18 protein-coding genes are annotated in these 23,167 nt (G+C 70.5%); 7 read left to right on the forward strand and 11 right to left on the reverse strand.

Annotated features, from left to right (window positions below):
• Positions 1-26 precede the first annotated feature (26 nt).
• The 3 genes from BKK81_RS05905 to BKK81_RS05915 form a co-directional block, all read right to left on the reverse strand.
• Positions 27-1,073, reverse strand: coding sequence for a Bug family tripartite tricarboxylate transporter substrate binding protein (locus tag BKK81_RS05905; RefSeq protein WP_071011330.1), 1,047 nt, complete (start codon positions 1,071-1,073; stop codon positions 27-29).
• A 131-nt stretch (positions 1,074-1,204) separates the two neighbouring features.
• A complete protein-coding gene (locus BKK81_RS05910) occupies positions 1,205-3,358 on the reverse strand; it encodes an acetate--CoA ligase family protein (RefSeq protein ID WP_071011331.1) in 2,154 nt (717 codons plus the stop codon).
• 104 nt (positions 3,359-3,462) lie between these two features.
• Positions 3,463-4,740, reverse strand: a complete 1,278-nt coding sequence (locus BKK81_RS05915; protein WP_071011332.1) for an alkyl sulfatase dimerization domain-containing protein — start codon at positions 4,738-4,740, stop codon at positions 3,463-3,465.
• 366 nt (positions 4,741-5,106) lie between these two features.
• On the opposite strand from BKK81_RS05915, the gene BKK81_RS05920 reads away from it, so the two are divergent.
• From BKK81_RS05920 to BKK81_RS05930, 3 genes are all read left to right on the forward strand, one after another.
• Entirely contained in the window at positions 5,107-6,450 is a 1,344-nt protein-coding gene (locus BKK81_RS05920; protein WP_071011334.1) for an MFS transporter, read from the forward strand.
• A 112-nt stretch (positions 6,451-6,562) separates the two neighbouring features.
• Positions 6,563-7,345 carry a TetR/AcrR family transcriptional regulator gene (locus BKK81_RS05925; protein WP_071011335.1) on the forward strand — a complete coding sequence of 261 codons (783 nt, stop codon included), beginning with the start codon at positions 6,563-6,565 and terminating at the stop codon, positions 7,343-7,345.
• A gap of 79 nt (positions 7,346-7,424) precedes the next feature.
• Entirely contained in the window at positions 7,425-7,925 is a 501-nt protein-coding gene (locus BKK81_RS05930; RefSeq protein WP_071016121.1) for a nucleoside 2-deoxyribosyltransferase, read from the forward strand.
• A 184-nt stretch (positions 7,926-8,109) separates the two neighbouring features.
• On the opposite strand, the gene BKK81_RS05935 is transcribed toward BKK81_RS05930, so the two are convergent.
• From BKK81_RS05935 to BKK81_RS05955, 5 genes are read right to left on the reverse strand one after another with little or no spacing between them, the layout of a single operon-like run.
• The gene (locus BKK81_RS05935) at positions 8,110-8,793 is read right to left on the reverse strand and encodes a PqiC family protein (RefSeq protein WP_083383961.1); all 684 of its coding nucleotides are present in this window, start codon (positions 8,791-8,793) and stop codon (positions 8,110-8,112) included.
• Positions 8,793-10,454, reverse strand: a complete 1,662-nt coding sequence (locus tag BKK81_RS05940; protein ID WP_071011336.1) for a PqiB family protein — start codon at positions 10,452-10,454, stop codon at positions 8,793-8,795. The genes BKK81_RS05935 and BKK81_RS05940 overlap by 1 nt, the downstream gene beginning before the upstream one ends.
• Positions 10,447-11,202 carry a paraquat-inducible protein A gene (locus BKK81_RS05945; protein ID WP_071011338.1) on the reverse strand — a complete coding sequence of 252 codons (756 nt, stop codon included), beginning with the start codon at positions 11,200-11,202 and terminating at the stop codon, positions 10,447-10,449. The genes BKK81_RS05940 and BKK81_RS05945 overlap by 8 nt, the downstream gene beginning before the upstream one ends.
• Positions 11,199-11,918 (reverse strand): paraquat-inducible protein A, encoded by a 720-nt coding sequence (locus BKK81_RS05950; protein ID WP_083383962.1) that lies wholly within the window; start codon positions 11,916-11,918, stop codon positions 11,199-11,201. The genes BKK81_RS05945 and BKK81_RS05950 overlap by 4 nt, the downstream gene beginning before the upstream one ends.
• A gap of 8 nt (positions 11,919-11,926) precedes the next feature.
• Complete coding sequence (locus BKK81_RS05955; protein ID WP_083383963.1) at positions 11,927-13,024, reverse strand: AI-2E family transporter; 1,098 nt, start codon at positions 13,022-13,024, stop codon at positions 11,927-11,929.
• A 454-nt stretch (positions 13,025-13,478) separates the two neighbouring features.
• On the opposite strand from BKK81_RS05955, the gene BKK81_RS05960 reads away from it, so the two are divergent.
• Both BKK81_RS05960 and dmpG read left to right on the forward strand, forming a co-directional pair.
• Positions 13,479-14,420: an acetaldehyde dehydrogenase (acetylating) gene (locus tag BKK81_RS05960; protein ID WP_071011340.1), complete on the forward strand. Its 942-nt coding sequence runs from the start codon at positions 13,479-13,481 to the stop codon at positions 14,418-14,420.
• 11 nt (positions 14,421-14,431) lie between these two features.
• A complete protein-coding gene (gene dmpG / locus BKK81_RS05965) occupies positions 14,432-15,439 on the forward strand; it encodes a 4-hydroxy-2-oxovalerate aldolase (RefSeq protein WP_071011341.1) in 1,008 nt (335 codons plus the stop codon).
• Between the two features lie 2,229 nt (positions 15,440-17,668).
• Here dmpG and BKK81_RS05970 read toward each other — a convergent pair.
• Entirely contained in the window at positions 17,669-18,454 is a 786-nt protein-coding gene (locus BKK81_RS05970; protein WP_071011343.1) for an IclR family transcriptional regulator, read from the reverse strand.
• Positions 18,455-18,663: 209 nt separating this feature from the next.
• Here BKK81_RS05970 and BKK81_RS05975 point away from each other — a divergent pair, with 209 nt between their 5' ends.
• Positions 18,664-20,031 (forward strand): FAD-binding oxidoreductase, encoded by a 1,368-nt coding sequence (locus BKK81_RS05975; RefSeq protein ID WP_231907980.1) that lies wholly within the window; start codon positions 18,664-18,666, stop codon positions 20,029-20,031.
• A 21-nt stretch (positions 20,032-20,052) separates the two neighbouring features.
• Here BKK81_RS05975 and BKK81_RS05980 read toward each other — a convergent pair whose 3' ends face one another.
• A complete protein-coding gene (locus tag BKK81_RS05980) occupies positions 20,053-21,132 on the reverse strand; it encodes a helix-turn-helix transcriptional regulator (protein WP_071011344.1) in 1,080 nt (359 codons plus the stop codon).
• A 232-nt stretch (positions 21,133-21,364) separates the two neighbouring features.
• The gene (locus BKK81_RS05985; protein WP_071068673.1) at positions 21,365-21,763 is read right to left on the reverse strand and encodes a hypothetical protein; all 399 of its coding nucleotides are present in this window, start codon (positions 21,761-21,763) and stop codon (positions 21,365-21,367) included.
• A 305-nt stretch (positions 21,764-22,068) separates the two neighbouring features.
• Here BKK81_RS05985 and BKK81_RS05990 point away from each other — a divergent pair, with 305 nt between their 5' ends.
• On the forward strand, positions 22,069-23,082 hold the full coding sequence (locus BKK81_RS05990) for a sigma-54 interaction domain-containing protein (RefSeq protein WP_156811127.1): 1,014 nt from the start codon (positions 22,069-22,071) through the stop codon (positions 23,080-23,082).
• The last annotated feature ends 85 nt before the right edge of the window (positions 23,083-23,167 follow it).

Here is a 23,167-nt window from a genome sequence, read left to right on the forward strand (position 1 = left end):
ACAAGCGATGGCGCGGCCGGCGGCCCTTACTCCGGCGTGACGCCGGCGGCGCGGATCACGTCGCCCCACATGCGCGTGTCGGCGCGCACGGTGTCGGCGAACTGCTGCACGCTCTTGATCGGCGGCGTGCCCATGTTGTAGGCGGTGAAGCGCTCGCGCAGCGCCGGCGCGGCCAGCGCGCGGTTCATCTCGGCGTTCAGGCGCTGCACGATGGCCGGCGGCGTGCCGGCCGGGACGAACAGGCCGTACCAGCTGTCGGCCTGGAAGGGGTAGCCCTGCTCGGTCATGGTGGCCAGCGCGGGAAAGGCGGGCGCGCGGCGCGTGCCGGAGACGGCGATGGGCCGCAGCTTGCCGGCGCGGATCAGCGGCAGCGGCGAGCTGGCGTCGACGAAGGCGAGCTTGACGATGCCGCCCTGCATATCGGTCAGGATCTGCGAGACGGTCTTGTAGGGCACGTGGCGCAGCTTCAGGCCGGTCTGCGCCTTCAGCGATTCCATGGTCAGGTGGCCGCCCGAGCCGATGCCCCACGAGGCATAGTCCAGCCCCTGCGGCTGTGCGCGCACGTAGGCGGCCAGCTCGCGGATATCGTGCACCGGCAGGTCGGGCGAGACCACCAGCAGGTTGCCGCCCGAGCCGACCTGCGCCACCGGCACGAGGTCCTTCTGCGCATCGTAGGGCAGGGCCGGCTGCAGCGTGGCGTTGATGACGATGGAGGCGGCGTAGGTGAACAGCAGGGTGTAGCCGTCGGGCCTGGCCTTGGCCACCGCGGCGCTGCCGAGGATGCCGTTGGCGCCCGGCTTGTTGTCCACCACCAGCGGCTGGCCGAGCGCCTTGCCGAGCTGTTCGGCGAAGACCCGCGCGAAGATGTCGGTGCCGCTGCCCGCGCCGGAGGCCACCACCAGGCGGATCGGGTGGGACGGCCAGGCCGCTTCCTGCGCGGGCGCGGCGCCGGCCGCCAGGCTGGTGGCGGCCAGCAGTGCGGTGCCGAACCGCCAGGCGCGCGAGGGAGAGCGCCGGCGCGCAGGCGCCCGCGCGGCGCGATGGGACGGGGCAAGGGATGGCGTGGCATGCATGGTTGTCTCCTGTTCGGGGCGGCATCGGGCCGCGATGCCGGCTGTATCGCTGGCTTGCTGGCTTGTGTGTGCGTATGTGCGTGCGTATGTACGTATGTGCGGGCGGGCCGGCGCCGGCCCGCCTGCTGCAATCAAGCGGCCGGTCCTGCTGTCGCCGCGGTTCCGGTCACCACCGCATCGAGGGCGAGCGCGCCTGCGCCGGCGGGGTAGGCGAGCAAGGGGTTGATGTCGATCGACTCGAGCGAATCGCCCGCCGCCGCGGCCAGGCGCGACAGCGCGGCGATGGCGTCGGCCAGCGCGTCGAGGTCGGCCGGCGGCTGCCCCCGATGGCCGCGCAGCAGCGGCGCGGCGCGCAGCGCGCCGATCATCTCCAGCGCGCCGGCGCGATCGACCGGCGCCAGGCGGAAGCTGACGTCCTGGAACACCTCGACGTTGACGCCGCCCAGGCCGAACATCACCACCGGCCCCAGCACCGGGTCGCGGTGCGCGCCGAGGATGCACTCGATGCCGCCGCGCGCGGCCATGCGTGCCACCAGGAAGCCTTCGCGCGCGGCCTGCGGCGCGTGGCGCGCGAGGTTGTCCTGCAGGCGCGCGCAGGCGGCGCGCACCGCGCCGGCGTCGGCGAGCCCGAGCGCTACCCCGCCGATATCGCTCTTGTGCAGGATGTCGCGCGACAGCACCTTGAGTGCCACCGGGTAGCCGAGCGCCTCGGCGGCGGCCACGGCGGCATCGGCATCGTGCGCGGCACGGCAGGGCACGCAGGGCAGGCCGTGCGCGCCCAGCAGGGCCATCGAGTCCGCCTCGTTCTGCGTGCCGCGCGCCAGCGCCAGCGCAGGCAGCACCGGTGTCGGCGCGGGCGCTGCGGCGCCGCTGCCCAGGTGGCGGCGGAAGTGGTTGAGCGCGGCCACCACGCGCACCGCGCGGCCGGGCTCGTCGAAGCTGGGGCAGCCCAGCGCGTCCAGCTCGGCACGCAGCGGCGCATGCGACAGGGTGCTGAACACGATCAGGCGATCGGGCCAGGCGGCACGCAGCGCCGCCGCCATGCGCGTCTGCACCGGCGCCATCGATGGCGACAGCCCGCCGGCGGCGAGGAAAACCAGCAGGCTGCCATAGCCGCCGTCGCCCAGCATGCGCTGCGCGGTGGCTTCGAGCAGGCCCGGGTCGGAGGTGACCTGCCCGGTCACGTCGACCGGGTTGCGCGGCGCCGCGAACGGCACCCGTTCGGTCAGCCAGCGCTGCGCCGCCTCCGGCATGGGTGCCACGTCCAGGCCGGCGTCGGCGGCGTCGTCCGCCATCAGCGCGCCGACGCCGCCGGAGACGGTCAGCAGCCCGAGCTTGTCGTTGGGCGGCAGCCGCCCCACCGAGAGCGCGTAGCCGATGCTGAAGAACTCTTCGATGCCGTGCGCGCGCCACACGCCGTACTGGCGGAACAGCGCATCGTAGACGGCGTCGTCGCCTGCCAGCGAAGCAGTGTGCGAGGCGGCCGCGGCGGCGCCCAGGCCGGTGCGTCCCACCTTGACCGCCACCACCGGCTTGCCGTGCGCGCGCGCCAGCGCCAGCGCGGCCTTGAGGCGCTCGCCGTCGCGGCAGCCTTCGAGATAGGCCAGGATCACGCGCGTGGCGGGGTCGGCGGCCAGCCAGGCGATGCAGTCGGCCACCTGGATGTCGGCCTCGTTGCCGGTGGTGGCCCACCAGGACAGCCCCAGGCCGCGCTCGCGCGCCAGCGCGTAGGCATAGGCGCCGAAGGCGCCGCTCTGGCTGACGATGGCGATCGAGCCCGCGCGTGCCTTGCCGGCGCCGACCACCGGCGAGAAGGTGGCGTAGACATCCTGCGCCACGTTCATGAAGCCCAGGCAGTTCGGTCCGAGCAGGCGGATGCCCGCCGCGCGCGCCTTGTCGGCCAGGCGGCGCTGCATGGCCGCGCCGTCGGCGCCGACCTCGGCGTAGCCGGCCGAGAACAGCACGATATTGCGCACGCCGGCGGCGATGGCATCGTCCAGCGCGCCGTCCACCTGTGCCGACGGCACCGCGAACACGGCCAGGTCGATGGGCGCTTCCACCGCGCGCAGCGACGGCCAGGCACGCACGCCCTGCACTTCGGCGCGGGCCGGGTTGATCGGATAGACCTTGCCCTGGTAGCCGCATTCGAGCTGGTAGCGCAGCGGGATCGCGCCGATCTTGCCGGCGCTGGCCGAGGCGCCGACGATGGCGATGCTGCGCGGCGAGAAGAAGCTGTCGAGGGAGGCGGAGACAGCGGCGGAGGCTGGGGTGGTGGTGTCTGGCATGGGCGTGGACGAATGGGGCGGCGGAAGCGGTTCCGGCCCTGGGCAAGAGGAGGGAAGCCTCCGGGGGCACGCCCCGGGGGCATCGTGCGTGTTCAGCGCATTGTTCAGCGCATGCCGAAGGCCGCCGCGCTGCCGTCTTCGATGCGGTCGGCGCAGCCCAGGTAGATGCTGCGCGACACATAGCTGCGCACCTGGCCGGCGCGCTCACGCAGCCACGCCGCCTTGAGCCGGCGGGCCTGCGCGATCTCGGGTGCTGCACCGGGCCCGCCGTCGGGCACGGTGGCCAGCGCGTCGATGACGTGCAGCGCGAGCTGGTGCTCGCCGCGCGCGGCCAGGGCCTCGGCGTGGCGCAGCAGCGCGCCCTTGTCGGCGATGGCGGCGGCCAGCTCGGCGGCGGCCGCGGCCGGGGGCGCCGGATGCAGGCTGGTCGGGTTGCGGTCCCACCAGCCGTTCTCCGAGCGGTAGATGTCCCGCACGATATAGCTCGGATCACCGTAGGTCGGTTTCATCCAGGGCACGTCGAACCACTCGGGCGGATAGGTGATCTCGGCCAGCAGCTCGCGCTCGCCGCGGCCTTCGTTCATCAGCCGCACCACCTCGGCGTGCAGCCAGCGCAGCGCGCCGGCGGTATGGCCCAGCACGCGCTGCACGGTCTCCTCGCCCTCCAGCACCGCGCCAAACTCGCGCACTACCTTGAGCGGGCGCAGGTCGGCCAGGCGCTCCAGCGTGCCGGCCCAGCGCAGGGTGTCGCGCAGCGTGCGGAAGGGCGTGCCGATGTTCGGAATCGAGTCGATGACCGCGGCGCTGCCGTACAGCACGCGCGCCCCGGGCACCCACACCGCGCTGACGTCGTCGGTCTCCGACGGCGCCCACAGCAGGTGGACACGGCGCGCGCCGCTGCCCAGCACCAGCTGCTCGGCATAGGTCTGGTCCGGATCGTGCAGGCGCAGCAGGCCGGCGGCCTGGTCCGGCCGGCGGCGGAACTGCAGCGCATTGATGCGGTTCTGCAGGCCTTCGGTGCGGCGGTAGCGCGCATAGCGGGCCGGCACGTTGGCATGGGCGACCAGGCGCGGGCGCGCGTGCCCGCGCTGCACCGCATCCTCCAGCCACAACGGCACGCCGGCGTTGTAGCCGACGTGGCCATGGCTGTAGCACAGCGCGACCACCGGCCGCGTGCTGACCTCGCGCAGGCTGGCGATCATGCCGGCGGTGACGCGCCCGCCCGGGCCGGCGTCCACCACCACCAGGCCTTCGTCGATCTCGGCCACGAAGCTCTGTCCCTGGCCGCGCAGCAGCCAGACGCCCGCGGCGACCGGCTCGATGCCGCTGCCGGTGTCGAGCGGGGTCCGGTCGGTGCCGGCCTTGCGTGTGTTGTCTGTCATCCGGAGTCTCCTCTTTTTAATACTTTGGATTAAGCATGGAGATTAAATTTACCGGATGGCCCCGCGTTGTCAAGCACATGTGGGGCTCCTGCGGAGCCGCGCCGGGGGCGTATCGGCCGTCAGCCGGCGCCGCGTCTCGGCCGGCGGGCCGTGCCGGGGAAAACCCCAGTGGGCTGAATCCGGGCGACCCTCTACTCTCGGAAGATCAGGTAATCCCCTGCATTAATTCCGGCCGGTGCATGTGTTGCATGCGGTACCGGCAGGCGAGGGGAGACGGGACCAGGCAAGCGCCCGCGGCCGCTCGGCGGCAGGCGCGGCGCCGGCGCCAGGGGGCGGCCGGCGGCACCAGACAGGAGCGCAGGAAGCATGGCAGACACGCTGACGACTTCACCGCCGCAAGGCACCGCCCGGGCCGACGCGGATGGCGCTCCGGCCGCCGCCGCTGGCGTCTACCAGCCGCGCAAGGCCTGGGCCATCGCCACCTGGCTGACCGCCTTCTCGGCCATCAACTTCCTCGACAAGGTCGTGCTCGGCATGGTGGCGGTGCCCCTGATGCGCGACCTGCAACTCACCCCGACCCAGTTCGGCGTGGTTGCCGGCAGCTTCTTCTGGCTGTTCTCGATCTCCGCGGCGGTGGTCGGCTTCGTCGGCAACCGGGTGCCGGCACGCTGGCTGCTGCTGGCGATGGCGGTGTTGTGGTCGCTGGTGCAGTTCCCGGTGGCGCTGGCTTCCAGCGCCACCGCGCTGCTGGTCTCGCGCGTCATCCTCGGCGCGGGCGAGGGGCCCGGCTTCCCGGTCTCGGTCCACGCGCTCTACAAGTGGTTCCCGCATGAGAAGCGCAACCTGCCGGTCTCGCTGATCAACCAGGGCGCCACCATCGGCCTGCTGCTGGCCGGCCTGGGCGTGCCGCTGGTGACCCATCAGTGGGGCTGGCGCGCCAACTTCGTCGTGCTGGCCGCCGCGTCGCTGCTGTGGGCGCTGGGCTGGCTGATCTGGGGGCGCGAAGGCACGCTGCGCACCGAGGTGCAGGCGGGCGGCAGCGAGCCGGCGCGCGCGCAGGCGCCCGTGTCCTACCGCCGCCTGCTGACCGACACCACCGTGCTGTGCGGCTTCCTGACCGGCTTCGCTGCCTACTGGGGGCTGGCCCTGGCCCTCACCTGGCTGCCGTCCTACCTGGAACAGGGCCTGGGCTTCGACGCTGCCGCCGCCGGCCGCATGTTCGCCATCATCGTGGCGGCGGGCGTGCCGGTCAGCATGGGCCTGAGCTGGTGCTCGCAGCGCATGCTGCGCCGCGGCGCCTCCTCGCGCTCCGCGCGCGTGGTGTTCAGCTGCGTCTGTGTCGGCCTCGGCGGCGTGCTGCTGCTGGCACTGCCGCTGCTGCCGCTGCCGCCGGGCGGCAAGGTGGCGCTGCTGGCGGTGTCCGCGGTGCTGCCGCCGATCACCTTCGCGCTCGGACCGGCCGTGCTCGGCGAGATCGTGCCGGACGCGCAGCGCAGCGCGCTCATCGCCATCAGCACTGCGGTCTCCACCAGCGCCGGTGCCGTCGCGCCGGTGGTGATGGGGAAGCTGGTGCAGGCGCAGTCCCACGCCGGCGCCGCGCACGGCTTCGAACTCGGCTTCGGCGTATGCGGCGCGGTGATGGTGGCGGGCTGCCTGGTCGGCATCCTCGGCCAGCACCCGGAGCGCACCAGGCAGCGCCTGCGCGCCTGAGACGCCGGGGACCCGCCCGCAAAGGGCAGGGGCGACTCCGCACTTGTCCCGGCTTGCCGGTACCAGGGCCTGCGCCGATAATCCTCCGGATTAGCTTATGAGGTATTGGCAGATGAGCCGCGTGCGCAACCGATCGCTCTCCTCCTTCCTGGCCGACGCCAGCGTGATGGACCCGCCGCCCGGCCCGGCGCCTGCCCCGCGCAAGGCGGCGCCCGCCGGCACGCCCGGCGCCCCGGCCGCCAACCCGCTGGAGAACGAGACCGCGCGGCGCATGCTGGAGATCGCCGAGCGCCTCTTTGCCGAGCACGGCGTGGAACTGGTGCCGCTGCGCCAGATCGTGGTGGAGGCGGGCCAGCGCAACCGCTCCGCGCTGCACTATCACTTCGGCTCGCGCGAGGCCCTGGTCAGCCACCTGCTGAACTTCCGCCTGGCCCAGGTCAACGTGCTGCGCGACCGCTACCTGGACGAGGTCGAGGCCGCCGGCCTGGGCGGCGACGTGCGCACCATCGTCGAGGCCTCGATCAGCGCGCTGGCCGATACCATCTGCGACACGCCGTGGGGCGCGCGCTACGTCAAGGTGCTGGCGCAGGCTACCCTGAGCCCGGGCCTGGTCAACGAGGAGATGATCGATCCGGCGGCCATGTCCGGCGTGATCCGCGCGCGCCGCCTGATCGCCGCTGCGCTGCCCGGCATCCCGCGCAAGGTGATGCATCACCGGCAGCAGTGGTTCAACCAGAGCGTGGTCTACGCGCTGGCGCAGTGGTGCCAGCAGTCCGAGGGCAAGCCAGAGCAGCCACCCGTGGCCGACCTGGCCGACTACTGCACCGCCGCGCTGACCGCGCCGGTCAGCAAGGGGCGCCGCGTCTGGCGCAGCAGCAAGGGCCGCGCGGCCTGAGCCCGCACGCCGCACGCCGCGCGCGTATGCTTGCAGCGCAGCGGGCGTGTTCCGCGCCCGCATGACCGGACCCATCAAGATGCCCACCATCTATCTCGCCGGCTTCGACGTGTTCCGCCGCGATGCCATCGCCCACGGCGAAGCGCTCAAGGCGCTGTGCGCCACCTACGGCTGCGACGGCCTCTACCCGCTCGACCATGCCCTGCCGCCCGGGCTGAGCGGTCCCGCCGCGGCGCAGTGGATCTACCAGGCCAATCTCGCGCTGATCCGGCGCGCCGACCTGCTGATGGCCAACCTGGACGACTTCCGCGGCCCGGGCGAGCCGGATGCCGGCACCGCCTTCGAGGTCGGCTACGCGGTGGCGCTGGGCAAGCCGGTGTGGGCCTACAGCGCCGATGCCGGCACGCTGCTGGAGCGCGTGGCGGTGGTGACCGACGCCGAGGGCCGCGGCCTCGATGCGCGCGGCTACGTGGTGGAGGACTTCGGCCTGGGCAAGAACCTGATGCTGGCGTGCGCGGCGCGCATGGTGCAGGGTGGCGCGCGCGAATGCCTGCAGGCGATCGCACGCGCGGCGTCCTAGTGGACAAGCCGCCTGGCTGCTTAGCCCCTTAACCCGCTTAACCCGCTTAACCCGCTTAACCCGCTTAACCCGCTTAACCCGCTTAACCCGCTTAACCCGCTTAACCCGCTTAACCCGCTTAACCCGCTTAACCCGCTTAACTCCGCCTAATCACCCCTGGCTGCTTGGCCGCCTCCGCGCGGCATCAAGGCTGCAGCGCGCGCACGCCGCCGGCGATGTCGTCGGCCGCGCCCGCCAGGATCTGGCGGTAGGCCGCCACCACGCCGTCCACACCGCTGCCGGCCGGCAGGTCGGCACGGCTCTGGCCGCTGGCCAGCTTGCCGTCCGGCAGCCGCCGCACGGTCCAGTTGATCAGGGCGCCGGCGCGGCCGCCGGGCGCGGCATCCAGGCGCACCACGTCGGCGGTGATACGGTAGACCGGCTCGACGCCGGACAGGCCCTGCCGGTAAGTGTCCTGGGCGTCCAGCGCGGCCTGCAGGCGCTGCGACAGCGCATCGCGCAGCTCATCGGGCAGCGGCGCCGACCAGCGCGCCAGTTCGAGGCGGCGCAGCCGGCTGTCGCCATCGGCGCTGCCGTCCTCGCCCACCACCAGTTCGGCGCGGTTCAGGCGCTCGGGCACGTGTACCGGCGCTACTTCGATCCACACGGGTTTGCCTTGGGGCGTGGCCTGCGGCGCGGCGGCCGCGCCGGTGCCGCTGGCCTGCGCCAGCGTGTAGTAGCGCGGCTCGGGCGAGGCGCAGCCGGCCAGCAGGGCGGCCAGGGCGGCCGCGGCAAGGGTGTTCGCCAGGGTTGCCGCGCCGGTGCGCGCAGTGGCGGCCGGCAGGCGGCGCGGGTCGGTGCGGCGGGCGTCGAATCGGGGGCGGTTCATCACGGCTTCTCCGTCTTGCCGCGCAACAGCGCTTCGGGGTGGCGTTCGAGATAGTCGGTCAGCGCGCGCAGCGAGGCGGCGGTGCGCGTCAGCTCCTGCAGCATGCGGCGCGTGTCCTGCTGCAGCGGTGCGTCCGCAGCCAGCGTGCCGTTGGCCGCGTTCAGCGTCTTGCGCGCGTCCTGCAGCGCCGCGGTGACCTGCGGCGCGACGTCGCCGTTGAGCTGGTTCACCAGCTTGTCGGCATTGGCCATCATCCGGTTGAGCGAGGCCATCGTGGTGCGCAGGTCCTGGCCGATCTGCTCGAACGGGATCTTGTCGATCTTGGCCACGATGTCGCCGAGCTGCGCCTGCAGTTCGTCGAAGGTGCCCGGCGTGGTGGGCAGCTCGGGCAGCGTGGCGTTGCCGTCGAAGGTGGCCGGGGCCGCCTTCGGGAAGAAGTCGAGCGCCACGTAGAGCTGGCCGGTCAGCAGGTTGCCGGTGCGCAGCTGCGCGCGCAGGCCGCGCTTGACCAGGCCCTGCACGATGGCGTGGGCGAGCTGCTCGTCGCGCACGTCGCGCTGGCGGAAGCCCATGCGCGACGGGTAGAACTCCACCACCACCGGCAGGCGGAAGGTCTTTGTCGCGCGCACGTACTCGATGCCGATGGAGCGCACCTGGCCCACCTCCACGCCGCGGAAGTCGACCGGTGCGCCCGGCGCCAGGCCGCGCACCGACTGGTCGAAGTTCAGCACGGCCAGCGTCGGCGCCAGCTCCTCGGGCTCCTTCATGGCCTCGGTCTGGTCGGCGGCGAGCAGGAACTGCGTGTTTTCGGCCGCTGCCTCGGTGGCGGGCGAATGCTCCGGCTGCTGGAAGGCCACGCCGCCCAGCAGCACCGTCACCAGCGACTGGGTGGACAGTTTCAGGCCGCCCGCATCGAGTTTCAGGTCGACGCCGCTGGCGTGCCAGAAGCGGGTGTCGGCCGTAACCAGCTTGTCATAGGGTTTGTTGACGAAGATCCGCAGCGTGATGTCGCGTCCGTTGGGCGCGAGCTGGTAGGCCACCACGTGGCCGACCGGCAGGCGCCGGTAGTAGATCGGCGAGCCGATCTCCAGGGAGCCGAGGTCGGCGGCGCGCAGCACGAACTGCTTGCCGGAGGAGTCGGAGGTCACCACCGGCGGCGCTTCGAGGCCGGTGAAGTCGCGCACGTGCTCGTCGGACTTGCCGGCGTCCACGCCGATGTAGGCGCCCGACAGCAGGGTTTCCAGCCCCGATATGCCGCTGATGGCAAAGCGCGGGCGCACCACCCAGAAACGGGTGTCCTTGACCGCGAAGGACTCGGCGTCCTTGGTCAGCTCGATGATGGCGGCCACGTGCGAGCGGTCGGGGGCCAGCCGTACCGATTTCACCAGCCCGATGTCGACCTCCTTGTAGCGTACCGCGGTCTTGCCCGGCGTCAGCCCCACGGCGGTGTGGAAGGTGACGGTGATCTCCGGCCCGCGCGAGGTGATGGTATGGACCAGCAGGGTGATGCCGACCACCGCCGCCACGATCGGGATCAGCCACACCACCGAGGGCAGCCAGCGCGCGCGGCGCTTGCGCGCGGGCTCGGGTGGCAGCGGTGGCGATGGGGGAGCAGGAGGGCGGGCGGGCGGGGGAGCGTTGCGGTCCGTTTCTTCAGACATGTTCATTTTCCAGCGAATCCCACAGCAAGCGCGGGTCGAAGCTGAGCGAGGCCAGCATCGTCAGTACCACGACCGAGGCGAAGGCGAGGGCGCCGCCTCCGGGGATGATGGTGGCAAGCGCACCGGCCCGCACCAGCGAGGCCAGCAGCGCCACCACGAAGACATCGAGCATCGACCAGCGGCCGATCACTTCCACCAGTTCGTACAGCTTGGTCTGCTGCCGCATGCGCCAGGTGGAGCGGAATTGCACGGACAGCAGCAGGAAGGTGAGGATCGCCATCTTCAGCATCGGCACCACGATGCTGGCCACCAGCACCACGCCGGCCAGCAGGTGCGAACCCGACAGCCACAGGTAGACCACGCCGGAGAAGATGGTGTCGCGCTGGGTGCCGAGGATGGTCTGGGTGATCATCACCGGCAGCAGGTTGGCCGGGATGTAGAGGATGTAGGCCGACAGCAGGAAGGCCCAGGTGCGCGTCAGGCTGGCCGGCTTGCGCACGTGCAGCGTGGCGCCGCAGCGCGGGCACGGCTCGCCGGCCAGGCTGGCCGGGCTGACGCCGGCGCAGGCGTGGCAGGACAGCAGCCCCTGCGCGCGCGCTGTCGGCACCTGGGCCAGCGGCGTGCGCTCGTCGTCATCGGTGATCCCGGCCACCACTTCCGCCGCCAGCGCGCGCGAGCGCTGCAGGCGCGAAGGGCCGGCCGCCGTGCCGCGTTCCTCCGCGGGGGAGGGCTTGCCTGCTGGTGTCATGGCGCGGGTGCCTCGTCCAGGTGCTGCCACAGGTCGCGCGGATCGAAGGACAGCAGCGCGGCCAGCACCACCACGAGGGCCCCGAAGGACCACAGCGCGACGCCGGGCAGGACCTCGGCCATGCTCGACAGCTTCACCAGCGTGACCAGCACGCCGATCATGAAGACCTCGATCATGCCCCACGGCCGGGTCTGGCAGATGCCGCGCACGATGCGCTCGAAGCCGGCCGGCATGCGGTGCCGCGTCATCGGCACCAGCAGGTAGCACATCATCAGCAGTTCGGTGAGCGGAAACAGGATGGTGGTGGCGAAGACCAGGAAGGCGACCAGCTCCATGTGGTCGGCATACAGGGCTTCCACCGCGCCCAGCAGCGTGGTGTGGGTGCGTACGCCCTGCAGGTCCATCGCCACGATGGGGTAGGCGTTGGAGATGAGGAACAGGATCAGCGCGGTCAGGGTCAGCGGCAGTTGGCGCCGGTAGGCGCGCCGGCTGTCCTGGTAGAGCGGGCTGCCGCAGCGCAGGCAGCAGGCGCGCTCGCCCGGCGCCAGCGCCGCGCGCTGGTAGAGCGCATCGCAATAGTGGCAGGCCACCAGCGCGTTGGTGGTGCCGCTGGCCGCGAGTTCGGCGGCAGCCGAAGGCGGCAGCGCGGGTGGCGTGGCGCTCTGCGGTGGCGCATCGCCCGGCGGTGCGGATGGGGTCGGTGGACGCGGATCCATGGGCGGGCTCAGGGCGCTTCCTTGCGCACGGGCGGCGCCTCCGCGGCGGCGCCCGGCAGTGCCACCGCCTGGCCCACGGTCCAGTCGCGCAGCAGCGCGTACGCCACCGCCAGCACGGTCGGCCCGATGAAGACGCCGAGGAAGCCGAAGGCGAGGGCGCCGCCCAGCACGCCGAGCATGATCCAGATCAGCGGCATATCGGTGCCCTTGCTGATCAGCAGCGGCTTGATCACGTTATCGGCCATGCCGACCACGCCCATGCCCCAGACCACGATGAAGATGGCCCAGCCGACCGAGCCCGCGTGATAGAGCCACAGTGCCGCCGGGATCCACACCAGCGGCGGGCCGACCGGGATCACGGAGAGGAAGAACGTGACCAGGCCGAGCAGCGCCGGCGTGGGCACGCCCGCGATCCAGAAACCGATGCCGGCGAGCAGGGCCTGCACGAAGGCGGTGCCGAGCACGCCGTAGACCACGCCCTTGATGGTGTTGCCGGCCAGCGAAAGCAGGTGGTCGGCACGCTCGCCGCCGATGCGGCGCATGCCGGCGCGCAGCCAGGCCACGGCGAACTCGCCGCCCGTGTAGAAGAAATAGGCCAGCACGATGGACAGGGCCAGCTGTCCCAGGCCGGCGCCGACCGACAGACCGGCGCCCAGCAGCGCATGGCCCACCGGCGCCAGCAGCTTGCGCACATTGGCCAGCATCTCCGAGTCGGCATGCAACAGCTTGTCCCACGAGGTCTGCAGGTAGCTGCCCAGGTAGGGCAGGCTGGTCAGCCAGTCGGGAAGCTGCGGCAGGCCGTGTTCCACGTAGCGGTCGACCAGGGCCGACATCTCGTCGATATGGGCGGACACGCTCGCACCCGCGTAGACGAAGGGGCCGAGCACCACCACGAAGGCCAGCAGCACGAAGATCAGCGCCGCCACGCCGCGCCGGTTGCCCAGCCAGCGCGACAGCACCGTGTAGGGATACCAGGAGCTGTAGGCCAGGATGGCGCCCCACAGCAGGGCGGTGGTGAAGGGGGCCAGCACCAGCAGCGAGCCGCCGATCAGCACGATCAGGGCGAATACGGCGGCGAGCCTTTCGATCAATTGGCCGGAACTCATTGGATGGCTCTCCCTTGCTGCCGGTGTGACGATTGGAACGTAAATATATCGGAAAACCGTTTCTGGTCCGGAAATGATTGCTGCGGTGCACACCGCCGTGCCGCTGGTGCGCGATGGTGGCTCAGACCGCGCCGGCGCCACTTCGTTCGCGGCCGGCAAGCCATGACGAAAGCCGTGGCGGCCGCGCCCGCTACGCCTGCCGGTGCCCGGCGCGCAAGGCGGCGCCAGCCGCCGCAGAGACCTTGCCCCCTTGCCCCCTTGTCCATTGTCCGCCCTTCCACGCCGCGGCAGCGCCAGCGTGCTTCCTTATGGCGTAAGCGAAGCTTTTTAGTACCAATATATGGGAGTCAATATTATATATTGACACTAAAGGAGTGGCCGCCTAGGATGGCAGCACCAAAGGCATGCCGGGCGCCGCCGCGGCAGACATCCACCGCCACTTAGGAGTGCTCTGATGACAACAGGAGACAAGGTCAAGGTCGCGATCATCGGCTCGGGCAATATCGGCACCGATCTGATGATCAAGGTGCTGCGCCACGGCCAGCATCTGGAAATGGGCGCGATGGTCGGTATCGACCCCGCCTCGGACGGACTGGCGCGCGCCGCGCGCCTGGGCGTTCCCACCACCGCGGAGGGCATCGACGGCCTGCTGGCCCTGCCGGGCTTCCAGGACATCCGCGTGGTGTTCGACGCCACCTCGGCGGGCGCGCACGAGCACCACAACGCCAGGCTGCAGCAGCACGGCGTGCGCGTGATCGACCTGACGCCGGCCGCCATCGGCCCCTACGTGATCCCGGCCATCAACCTGGACCAGCAGCTCGACGCGCCCAACATCAACATGGTCACCTGCGGCGGCCAGGCCACCATTCCCATCGTGGCGGCGGTGTCGCAGGTGGCGACGGTGCACTACGCCGAGATCGTGGCCTCCATCTCCAGCAAGTCGGCCGGTCCCGGCACGCGCGCCAACATCGACGAGTTCACCGAGACCACCTCGCGCGCCATCGAGGTGCTGGGCGGCGCCAAGCGCGGCAAGGCCATCATCGTGCTGAACCCGGCCGAGCCGCCGCTGATCATGCGCGACACCGTGTTCGTGCTGTCTGACCTCACCGAGCAGTCGCGCATCGAAGACAGCGTGCACGCCATGGTCGAGAAGGTGCAGCGCTACGTGCCCGGCTACCGCCTCAAGCAGGCCGTGCAGTTCGACCGCTTCGACGCGGGCAACGCGCCCAACGTCCCGGGCCTGGGCCGCGTGGCCGGCCTCAAGACCTCGGTCTTCCTCGAAGTGGAGGGCGCCGCCCACTACCTGCCGGCCTACGCCGGCAACCTCGACATCATGACCTCGGCCGCGCTGGCCTGCGCCGAGCGCATGGCAGAAACCCAGCTTTGCGCCGCCTGAAAGGAGCCGACATGAGCGACAACAAACTCTATATCTCCGACGTCACGCTGCGCGACGGCAGCCACGCCATCCGCCACCAGTACAGCGTCGAACACGTCAAGGCGATCGCCGCGGCGCTGGATGCCGCCGGCGTCGACTCCATCGAAGTCGCGCACGGCGACGGCCTGTCGGGTGCCAGCTTCAACTACGGCTTCGGCGCCCACACCGACGTGGAGTGGATCAGCGCCGCCGCGCAAAGCGTCAAGCGCGCCAAGATCGCCACCCTGCTGCTGCCCGGCATCGGCACCGTGCACGACCTGCACGCCGCCTACGACGCCGGCGCGCGCGTGGTGCGCGTGGCCACCCACTGCACCGAGGCCGACGTCTCGCGCCAGCACATCGAGAGCGCGCGCAAGCTGGGCATGGACACGGTCGGCTTCCTGATGATGAGCCACATGACCACGCCGCAGAAGCTGGCCGAGCAGGCCAAGCTGATGGAAGGCTACGGCGCCACCTGCATCTACGTGGTGGACTCCGGCGGCGCGCTGACCATGAACGACGCGCGCGACCGCGTGCGCGCGCTGCGCGACACGCTCAAGGCCGAGACCGAGATCGGCGTGCACGCTCACCACAACCTGAGCCTGGGTGTGGCCAACTCGGTGGTGGCGGTGGAAGAAGGCGCCAATCGCGTCGACGCCAGCCTGTCGGGCATGGGCGCGGGCGCCGGCAACGCGCCGCTGGAAGTCTTCATCGCCGTGGCCGACCGCATGGGCTGGAACCACGGCTGCGACGTGCGCGCGCTGATGGACGCTGCCGATGACCTGGTGCGTCCGCTGCAGGACCGCCCGGTGCGGGTGGACCGCGAGACGCTGGCGCTCGGCTACGCGGGGGTCTACTCGAGCTTCCTGCGCCATGCGGAGACGGCTTCGGCCAAGTACGGTGTGCCTACGGTGGATATTCTGGTGGAACTGGGCAAGCGGCGCATGGTCGGTGGTCAGGAGGACATGATCGTCGACGTGGCGCTCGATCTGGCGCGCTGAGCAGCGCTGATCGACTTTCCGGTGTCCCGGTGGCCTGATTTGCATTCGTGACTCGGTGCCCCTTGTCGCTTGTCTTCGGGCGGTGTTGGTGTGCGAGTCAACGGCCTGTTTCGACTCCCCTGCGGGGAGCCGACTGGCTTTCGTGACGCAAGGCTTTTGCGCGTGGATTCGAGTGGTATCGGTCTGTGTGACAACGGCCTGTTTCGACTCCCCCTGCGGGGGAGCCGACCTACTTTCTTGGTCTTGCCCAAGAAAGTAGGCAAAGAAGGCGCGCCGGGTGCGGCTCAACCCCCCCCTCGCGTGCTGGGGCAAAGAGCGGCCGGGCCCCAACTCGGATCGCCTTAAGGCGATCCTCAGACAGGGGGCCCTCTTTTCCGCTCTTTGCCCCAGCCCGCGAGGCGCCGCACACGGCAGGGAACAGACGCCACGCCTCGCTGCGCTTCGGGCGGGGGGTGTGCGGCCAGCTTGCTGGCCGCACACCAATGCACACGTGACTCGATGCCTTGTCGCTTGTCTTCGGGGGGTGTCGGTCTGCGAGACAACGGCCTGTTTCGACTCCCCTGCGGGGAGCCGACTGGCTTTCGTGACGCAAGGCTTTTGCGCGTGGATTCGAGTGGTATCGGTCTGTGTGACAACGGCCTGTTTCGACTCCCCCTGCGGGGGAGCCGACCTACTTTCTTGGTCTTGCCCAAGAAAGTAGGCAAAGAAGGCGCGCCGGGTGCGGCTCACCCCCCCTCGCGTGCTGGGGCAAAGAGCGGCCGGGCCCCAACTCGGATCGCCTTAAGGCGATCCTCAGACAGGGGGCCCTCTTTTCCGCTCTTTGCCCCAGCCCGCGAGGCGCCGCACACGGCAGGGAACAGACGCCACGCCTCGCTGCGCTTCGGGTGGGGGTGTTCGGCCAGCTTGCTGGCCGAACACCAATGCACGCGTGACTCGATGCCTTGTCGCTTGTCTTCGGGCGGTGTTGGCGTGCGGGGCAACGGCCTGTCTCGACTCCCCTGCGGGGAGCCGACTGGCTTTCGTGACGCAAGGCTTTTGCGCGTGGATTCGAGTGGTATCGGTCTGTGTGACAACGGCCTGTTTCGACTCCCCCTGCGGGGGAGCCGACCTACTTTCTTGGTCTTGCCCAAGAAAGTAGGCAAAGAAGGCGCGCCGGGTGCGGCTCAACACCCCCTCGCGGGCTGGGGCAAAGAGCGGCCGGGCCCCAACTCGGATCGCCTTAAGGCGATCCTCAGACAGGGGGCCCTCTTTTCCGCTCTTTGCCCCAGCCCGCGAGGCGCCGCACACGGCAGGGAACAGACGCCACGCCTCGCTGCGCTTCGGGCGGGGGGTGTGCGGCCAGCTTGCTGGCCGCACACCAATGCACACGTGACTCGATGCCTTGTCGCTTGTCTTCGGGGGGTGTCGGTCTGCGAGACAACGGCCTGTTTCGACTCCCCTGCGGGGAGCCGACTCGCTTTCGTGACGCAAGGCTTTTGCGCGTGGATTCGAGTGGTATCGGTCAGTGTGACAACGGCCTGTTTCGACTCCCCCTGCGGGGGAGCCGACCTACTTTCTTGGTCTTGCCCAAGAAGGTAGGCAAAGAAGGCGCGCCGGGTGCGGCTCAACCCCCCCCCTCGCGTGCTGGGGCAAAGAGCGGCCGGGCCCCAACTCGGATCGCCTTAAGGCGATCCTCAGACAGGGGGCCCTCTAATCCGCTCTTTGCCCCAGCCCGCGAGGCGCCGCACACGGCAGGGAACAGACGCCACGCCTCGCTTCGCTTCGGGTGGGCTGTGTTCGGCCAGCTGCTGGCCGAACACAAAGGCTCAGCAAACCTGGCTGTTATGCAAAAGTGAGCCCGCTCGCAGACCAACGGTTGGCCTTTCCCTCCCGTGTGCGGCGCCTCGCGAATTGGCCCCGGCCGCCGATGAAGCCCGTCCGCTGTCTGAGCGGCCGCAGGCCGCGAGTTCGGACGGGCGCGGCGGCCGGGGCCCATTCGCGAGGGGGGTTCGCCGCACCCGGGTCGCCTTTCTTTGCTTACTTTCTTTGGCGAGACAAAGAAAGTGAGTCGGCTCCCCGCAGGGGAGTCGAAACAGGCCGTTGCCTCGCACACCGACACCGCCCGAAGACAAGCACAGAGTCACGAGGGCCGAGACAGGCCGTTGCCTCGCAATCCGACATCGCTCGAATCCAAGCCCTCGACCATCACCCCCTCGACCATCACCCCCTCGACCATCACCCCCTCGACCATCACCTCCTCCTCCCCCCCAACTGCCGGCTAACCCCCGCCGCGGCCTCCTTCACCACCCCCACCAGCTCCTCCATCCGCTCCGGCCCCATATACTGCACCGCGCTCGTCACGCTGATGGCCGCCACGATGCGCCCGGTGGCGTCGCGCACGGGCGCTGCCACGCAGCGGATCGAGGGCTCGTCCTCGCCGAGGTCGAAGGCGCTGTCGCGCGCCGCATAGCCGCGCATCAGGCGCAGCCATTCCTCTTCGCCCGGCGCGGGTTTGCCGGCGGCGGCTTCGTGCGTGCGGATACGGCGCCACTCGTCCTCGCCGCGGTCGAGTACCAGGGCCTTGCCGACGCCGGTGGTGGTGATGGGATTGCGCCCGCCGATGCGCGAGCTGATCTCGACCGCGCGCTGTCCGGGCAGCTTGTCGAGATAGATCACTTCCTCGTCGACCAGCGTGGCGAGGTGCACGGTGTCGCGCGTCTGCGCGGCGAGTTGTTCGAGGAAGGGCTTGGCGCTGGCCAGCACGTCGGACTCGCGGTGGGCCTGGAAGCCGAGTTCGATCAGTTTGCTGCCCAGGCTGTAGCCGCGGCGCGGTTCGTGCTGCAGGTAGCGCGCCTCGACCAGCGCGGAGGCGAGCCGGTGCGCGGTGCTGGAGGACAGGCCGGTGTGCTTGACGATCTCGGGCAGCGAGGTGAAGCCCTTGGCGACGGTTTCGACGATCTCCAGGCCGCGGAACAGGGTCTGGCTGGCGCTGGTGCGCTTGGCGGGTTCGTCGGAGTCGGGCGTGCGGGTAGGCATGGATGGGAGCGTGTGGTGCGGGGTGTTCGCCGCGCGTGGCAGGCGGCGCTCCATTCTAGTCCAGTGCGCGCCGCGCGCAGTGCGATGGCACTGGAACGCCGGCGCGGGCGGGAGGATAATCCGCTGCAGCGGATGCGGCGCGCCGCCGTGGCGGGCGCGCCATCAGTGAACGAATCCATGGAGGCATGGATGGCCAGAAGGAGAATACGTTGACCCAAGCCAAGCCCGTCGATCCGATCGACATTCCCGGCACGCTGCGGGAGCCCGCCGACCTGGAGAAGTACCGCGGCGACTGGAGCGGCCTCAAGGGCGGGCTGCCGGCCGTGGTGTATCGGCCGGCCAGCACGGCCGAGGTGGCCGCGATCGTGCGCAGTTGCCGCGCGCAGGGCGCGCGCATCACGGTGCAGGGCGGCCTCACCGGCCTGGCCGGCGGCGCCGCGCCGGATGCCGGCGACGTGGTGATCTCGCTGGAGCGCCTCAACCAGGTCGAGGATTTCGACGACATCGGCGGCACCATCACCGTGCAGGCCGGCGTGCCGCTGGCGAAGCTGGCCGAGATCGTCGAGGCCAGGGACTGGTACTTCCCGCTGGACATCGGCGCGCGCGGCAGCTGCCAGATCGGCGGCAACGTGTCCACCAATGCCGGCGGCAACCGCGTGCTGCGCTACGGGCCGATGCGCGACCTGGTGCTGGGCATGGAAGTGGTGCTGGCCGATGGCACCGTGATGCCGATGCTGAACCGCGTGGTGAAGAACAACACCGGTCCCGACCTCAAGCACCTCTTCATCGGCACCGAAGGCACCTTCGGCATCGTCACCCGCGTGGTGCTGCGCCTGTTCCCGCGTCCGGCGGTGCGGCGCAGCGCGCTGTGCGCGGTGGCATCGTTCGCGCAGGTGGCCCAGCTCCTCAAGCAGGCGCGCGGGCGCCTGCCCGGGCTGTCTTCGTTCGAGGTGATGTGGCAGGAATACCTGGTGGCCGCCGCGCGCGCGCTCGGGCGCGCGGTGCCGCTGGGCGGCGGCCACCCCATCTACGTGCTGGTCGAGGCCGAAGGCAGCACCGCGCCGCAGATGCAGGAGATCTTCGAAGGCTTCCTCGGCGAGATGCTGGAAGAGGGCGTGGTGGCCGACGTGATCGTCGCGCAGACGCAGGAGCAGGCGCAGTCGCTATGGGATTTCCGCGATGCCATCGGCGAGCTGCTCAAGCAGCTTTCGCCCTTCGTCTCCTTCGATGTGGGCATTCCGCTGCGCGTCACCGCCGACTACGTGGAGACGGCGCGCGCGCGGCTGCAGGCGGCCTTCCCGCAGGCCTCGCACCTGTTCTTCGGCCACCTCGGCGACGGCAACCTGCATATCGTCAGCGGCCCGCATGCCAGCGAGGCCGACCAGCTCGCGGTCGACGAGATCGTCTACGGGCTGGTGGCGGAAGTGGGCGGCAGCATCTCCGCCGAGCATGGCATCGGCCGCATCAAGAAGCCCTTCCTGCATCTGAGCCGCAGCGAGACCGAGCTGGAGGTGATGCGCGCGCTGAAGCGCACGCTGGATGCGGGCGACGCGCTGAACGCGGGGCGCATCCTGTAGCTTGCCGGCCCCGCCGCGGCACTACAGTGTCGTCACCAGGCGCATCAGTTCGGCCTGGCGCGTGCAGCCCGTCTTGCGCAGGATGGCCGACAGCTGCTTGCGCAGCGTGTGCAGGCTGACTTCCAGCACCTTGCTGCAGTCGTCCACCGTGAGGCCGGCCGCGAGGTGGTGGCACAGCCGTGCCTCGGCGGGCGTCAGCGCGAACAGTTCGGCGAGCATCTCGGCGTTCGGCACGTCGAAGATATTGCGGCGCTCCACGCGCATGCCGACGCAGTCGCTCAGGCCCTGGTTCAGGTCGTTGTCCACCGGCCGCATGGCCACCCGCAGCGAGCGGCCCCAGCCGTCGGGCATGGCCAGCATGGCGGGCCGGCCGGTGGCGGCCACCTGCCGGATGCCGGCAAGCAGGCGCGCCTGCCATGCCGGTTCCCGGTGGACCAGGCGCCTGGCCTGCAGGCTCAGGTAGCTGTCGCCGCACAGCAGGGCCTCCAGCGCGGGCATGCAGGCTTGCACGTAGCCGTCGCTGCGGCACACGAGATAGCTCTCGCGGCCGCCATCCAGCACCTGTCCCAGCAGGTCCATGCCGCGTTGCGCGGCGAGGCGCCGCGCCGCGTAGGCGTGCGTCAGCAGGCGCCCGTACTCGGCCAGGTGATCGGCATGCGCGTGGCTGGGCGTGCTCACGCGCGTGCGCTGCACGCTGAGGCCGCACATTACTTCGTCGTCGTTGCAGACCACCACGCCGGTCAGCTGGCGCATCTGGTGGGGCAGCATGAAGTCGGTCCAGAACAGGCGGTCGTGCGCGGTCTCGTGCTCGCGCTCGGCGCACGAATCGCTCCAGGTGCCGGCCGGCGCGTACCAGTAGCGGCGGCGCGAGTCGTCATACTGGAAGAAGTGCTGTCCGTACTCGATGACGGCCTGTTCGTCGACGCCGACGTGCTCCAGGTAGCGCACGGTCTGGCTGGCCTTGTCGTGGCAGACGAAGGAGGCGCTGTCCGCGCCCAGGAAATCCCTCGCGGTCCGTATCACATCCAGCCAGCAGCCCTGGCCGGAGGCGACCGCCTGCACGGCGTCTTTGGCGCGCCGGAAGCTGGTGGTGCTGTGCACGTGGTGTTCCCCTCGTTTTTCTGGTGGATTCTTCCTGCGGGCATTCTGGTGAGCGGTTCGGCACGACGTCAAGCGCTGCTGCGGAGGGGATTGTCAGCGGTGCCGGCCCGGCACGACGGGGCGCGGGGGAGCAGCGAGGGGAGCAACGAGAAGGGCGTGGCGCAGCGCACGCGGTGTGGGTGTCGCGTGCGCGAGGGGCGGAGCGGGGAAGGTACTACTGGTGCAACGGGTACTACTGGCCGGAAGAATCGCCCGGCGATCTGCGCTGCGCGCCGCCGGCGGAGTGCGACAGCGAGCGCGACTGCGACTTCGAGGTCGGCATCTGGTCGAGATCGGGCGGCGCGTTGCGCGCGGCCGCCTTGCTGCCGACGGCACTGTAGCGCTCGCCGATGCCGGCATTGACACCGCCGCGCGTGTACATCTTGATCTGGTCCGGCGTGGTGCGGATGCCGGAATAGGTCGAGTTCGCTGCCTGGCCGTAGACGCCGCCGGCTGCGCCGCCAGCCTCCCCGCCGCCGTACAGCGCGCGTCCGGTCGGACCGAGGCCGGACATCGAGGCATAGGAGCCGTAGGTGCCGGCGTGTGCCCCGGCGCTCAGGGCGAGGAGAATCAGAAGTGCGTGCTGCTTCATATGCGGTATCCCGTGGAGCTGCCGCCACCGATGGCGATCGCGCGCCACCGCCATGCTGTGCTGCCAGGACATTGTGCGCGTTCACGCGGCCGGAATTGCTACTCCTGTCGAGGGGATGCCGAAGCATTGCCCCATCGCGGTGCCATGCCGTCTTTGGCTGTCTTTTGCTGTCTTCGGCCAGGCCCGGGGGCGGCGATGGAGCGCGCCGGCAGCGCCCGGGGTCCGGCGCGGTATGATGGCCGCGCCCGCGGTTGCCCCGTAATCCCGGGATCCGTAATCCCGTATTCCGCCACCCCCCCTTCCCGATGATGAAAGAGCCATCCGGCCTGCAACTGGCCGGCCGCCATCCCTCCATCGCCGCCTTGCGCGACCTGGTCGCGCGCGTGGCGCGCAGCCAGGCGCGCACGGTGCTGATCTATGGCGAGACCGGCACCGGCAAGAGCCTGGTCGCGCGCATTCTCCATGAGCAGTCGGACCGCGCCGCGCGCGAGTTCATCGACATCAACTGCGCGGCCATCCCGGCGCAGCTGCTCGAATCCGAACTGTTCGGCCATGAGCGCGGCGCTTTCACCGGCGCGGTCGGCAAGAAGGAAGGACTGGTCGAGGCCGCCAACGGCGGCACCGTGTTCCTGGACGAGGTGCGCGAGCTCGACCCGGTGATGCAGTCCAAGATCCTGACGCTGCTCGACACGCGGCGCTTCCGCCGGGTCGGCGCGGTACGCCCCATCAGCGTGGACGTGCGCTTCATCGCCGCCACCAACAAGATCCTGCTGAGCGAGGTCAAGGACGGCAAGTTCCGCGAAGACCTGTACTACCGCCTGCAGGTGATCGCCATCAACATCCCGCCGCTGCGCGAGCGCGGCGACGACATCTTCCTGCTGGCGCAGCAGGCCCTGGCGCGCTACCGGCAGCAGTACGGCAGCCGCATGGCGCACCTGGACCCCGAGGTCGAGCGCATCTTCCGCGCCTACCGCTGGCCCGGCAACGTGCGCGAGCTGGAACACCTGCTGGAGCGCATCTGCCTGCTGGAGGAGGGCGACTGCGTGCTGCCGCGCCACCTGCCGGCGCGCATCCTGCGCGAGGTCGACGCACGCGCCGATGCGTCCGCCGATGCCTCCGCCGGCACGGACGCCGCCATGGCGGCAGCGCCGGTGCCCGGCGAGGACTACCACGCCGCCACCGCGCGCTTCCAGGCGCGGCTGATCCGCGCGGCGCTCGATGCCTGCGGGCAGAACGCCGGCCAGGCGGCGCAGCGGCTGGGCCTGAGCCGCCACGCCCTGCGCCACCAGATGCTCAAGCTCGGCCTGACAGATGCGTGAAATCCACGCATCTGCGTGGAGATTCTCGCGTGAAATGCACGCAGGCTGCGGGTCGGAATTCCTAAGTGGTTGAATAAAAAGGGAA

The organism is Cupriavidus sp. USMAHM13, assembly GCF_001854285.1.
Classification (GTDB): domain Bacteria; phylum Pseudomonadota; class Gammaproteobacteria; order Burkholderiales; family Burkholderiaceae; genus Cupriavidus; species Cupriavidus malaysiensis.

What these genes read in the sequence shown, in the direction of transcription:
- BKK81_RS05905 (WP_071011330.1), bottom strand. Translation starts at nt 1,073, where the DNA reads ATGCATGCCACGCCATCCCTTGCCCCGTCCCATCGCGCCGCGCGGGCG.
- BKK81_RS05910 (WP_071011331.1), bottom strand. Translation starts at nt 3,358, where the DNA reads ATGCCAGACACCACCACCCCAGCCTCCGCCGCTGTCTCCGCCTCCCTC.
- BKK81_RS05915 (WP_071011332.1), bottom strand. Translation starts at nt 4,740, where the DNA reads ATGACAGACAACACACGCAAGGCCGGCACCGACCGGACCCCGCTCGAC.
- BKK81_RS05920 (WP_071011334.1), top strand. Translation starts at nt 5,107, where the DNA reads ATGGCAGACACGCTGACGACTTCACCGCCGCAAGGCACCGCCCGGGCC.
- BKK81_RS05925 (WP_071011335.1), top strand. Translation starts at nt 6,563, where the DNA reads ATGAGCCGCGTGCGCAACCGATCGCTCTCCTCCTTCCTGGCCGACGCC.
- BKK81_RS05930 (WP_071016121.1), top strand. Translation starts at nt 7,425, where the DNA reads ATGCCCACCATCTATCTCGCCGGCTTCGACGTGTTCCGCCGCGATGCC.
- BKK81_RS05935 (WP_083383961.1), bottom strand. Translation starts at nt 8,793, where the DNA reads ATGAACCGCCCCCGATTCGACGCCCGCCGCACCGACCCGCGCCGCCTG.
- BKK81_RS05940 (WP_071011336.1), bottom strand. Translation starts at nt 10,454, where the DNA reads ATGTCTGAAGAAACGGACCGCAACGCTCCCCCGCCCGCCCGCCCTCCT.
- BKK81_RS05945 (WP_071011338.1), bottom strand. Translation starts at nt 11,202, where the DNA reads ATGACACCAGCAGGCAAGCCCTCCCCCGCGGAGGAACGCGGCACGGCG.
- BKK81_RS05950 (WP_083383962.1), bottom strand. Translation starts at nt 11,918, where the DNA reads ATGGATCCGCGTCCACCGACCCCATCCGCACCGCCGGGCGATGCGCCA.
- BKK81_RS05955 (WP_083383963.1), bottom strand. Translation starts at nt 13,024, where the DNA reads ATGAGTTCCGGCCAATTGATCGAAAGGCTCGCCGCCGTATTCGCCCTG.
- BKK81_RS05960 (WP_071011340.1), top strand. Translation starts at nt 13,479, where the DNA reads ATGACAACAGGAGACAAGGTCAAGGTCGCGATCATCGGCTCGGGCAAT.
- dmpG (WP_071011341.1), top strand. Translation starts at nt 14,432, where the DNA reads ATGAGCGACAACAAACTCTATATCTCCGACGTCACGCTGCGCGACGGC.
- BKK81_RS05970 (WP_071011343.1), bottom strand. Translation starts at nt 18,454, where the DNA reads ATGCCTACCCGCACGCCCGACTCCGACGAACCCGCCAAGCGCACCAGC.
- BKK81_RS05985 (WP_071068673.1), bottom strand. Translation starts at nt 21,763, where the DNA reads ATGAAGCAGCACGCACTTCTGATTCTCCTCGCCCTGAGCGCCGGGGCA.
- BKK81_RS05990 (WP_156811127.1), top strand. Translation starts at nt 22,069, where the DNA reads ATGATGAAAGAGCCATCCGGCCTGCAACTGGCCGGCCGCCATCCCTCC.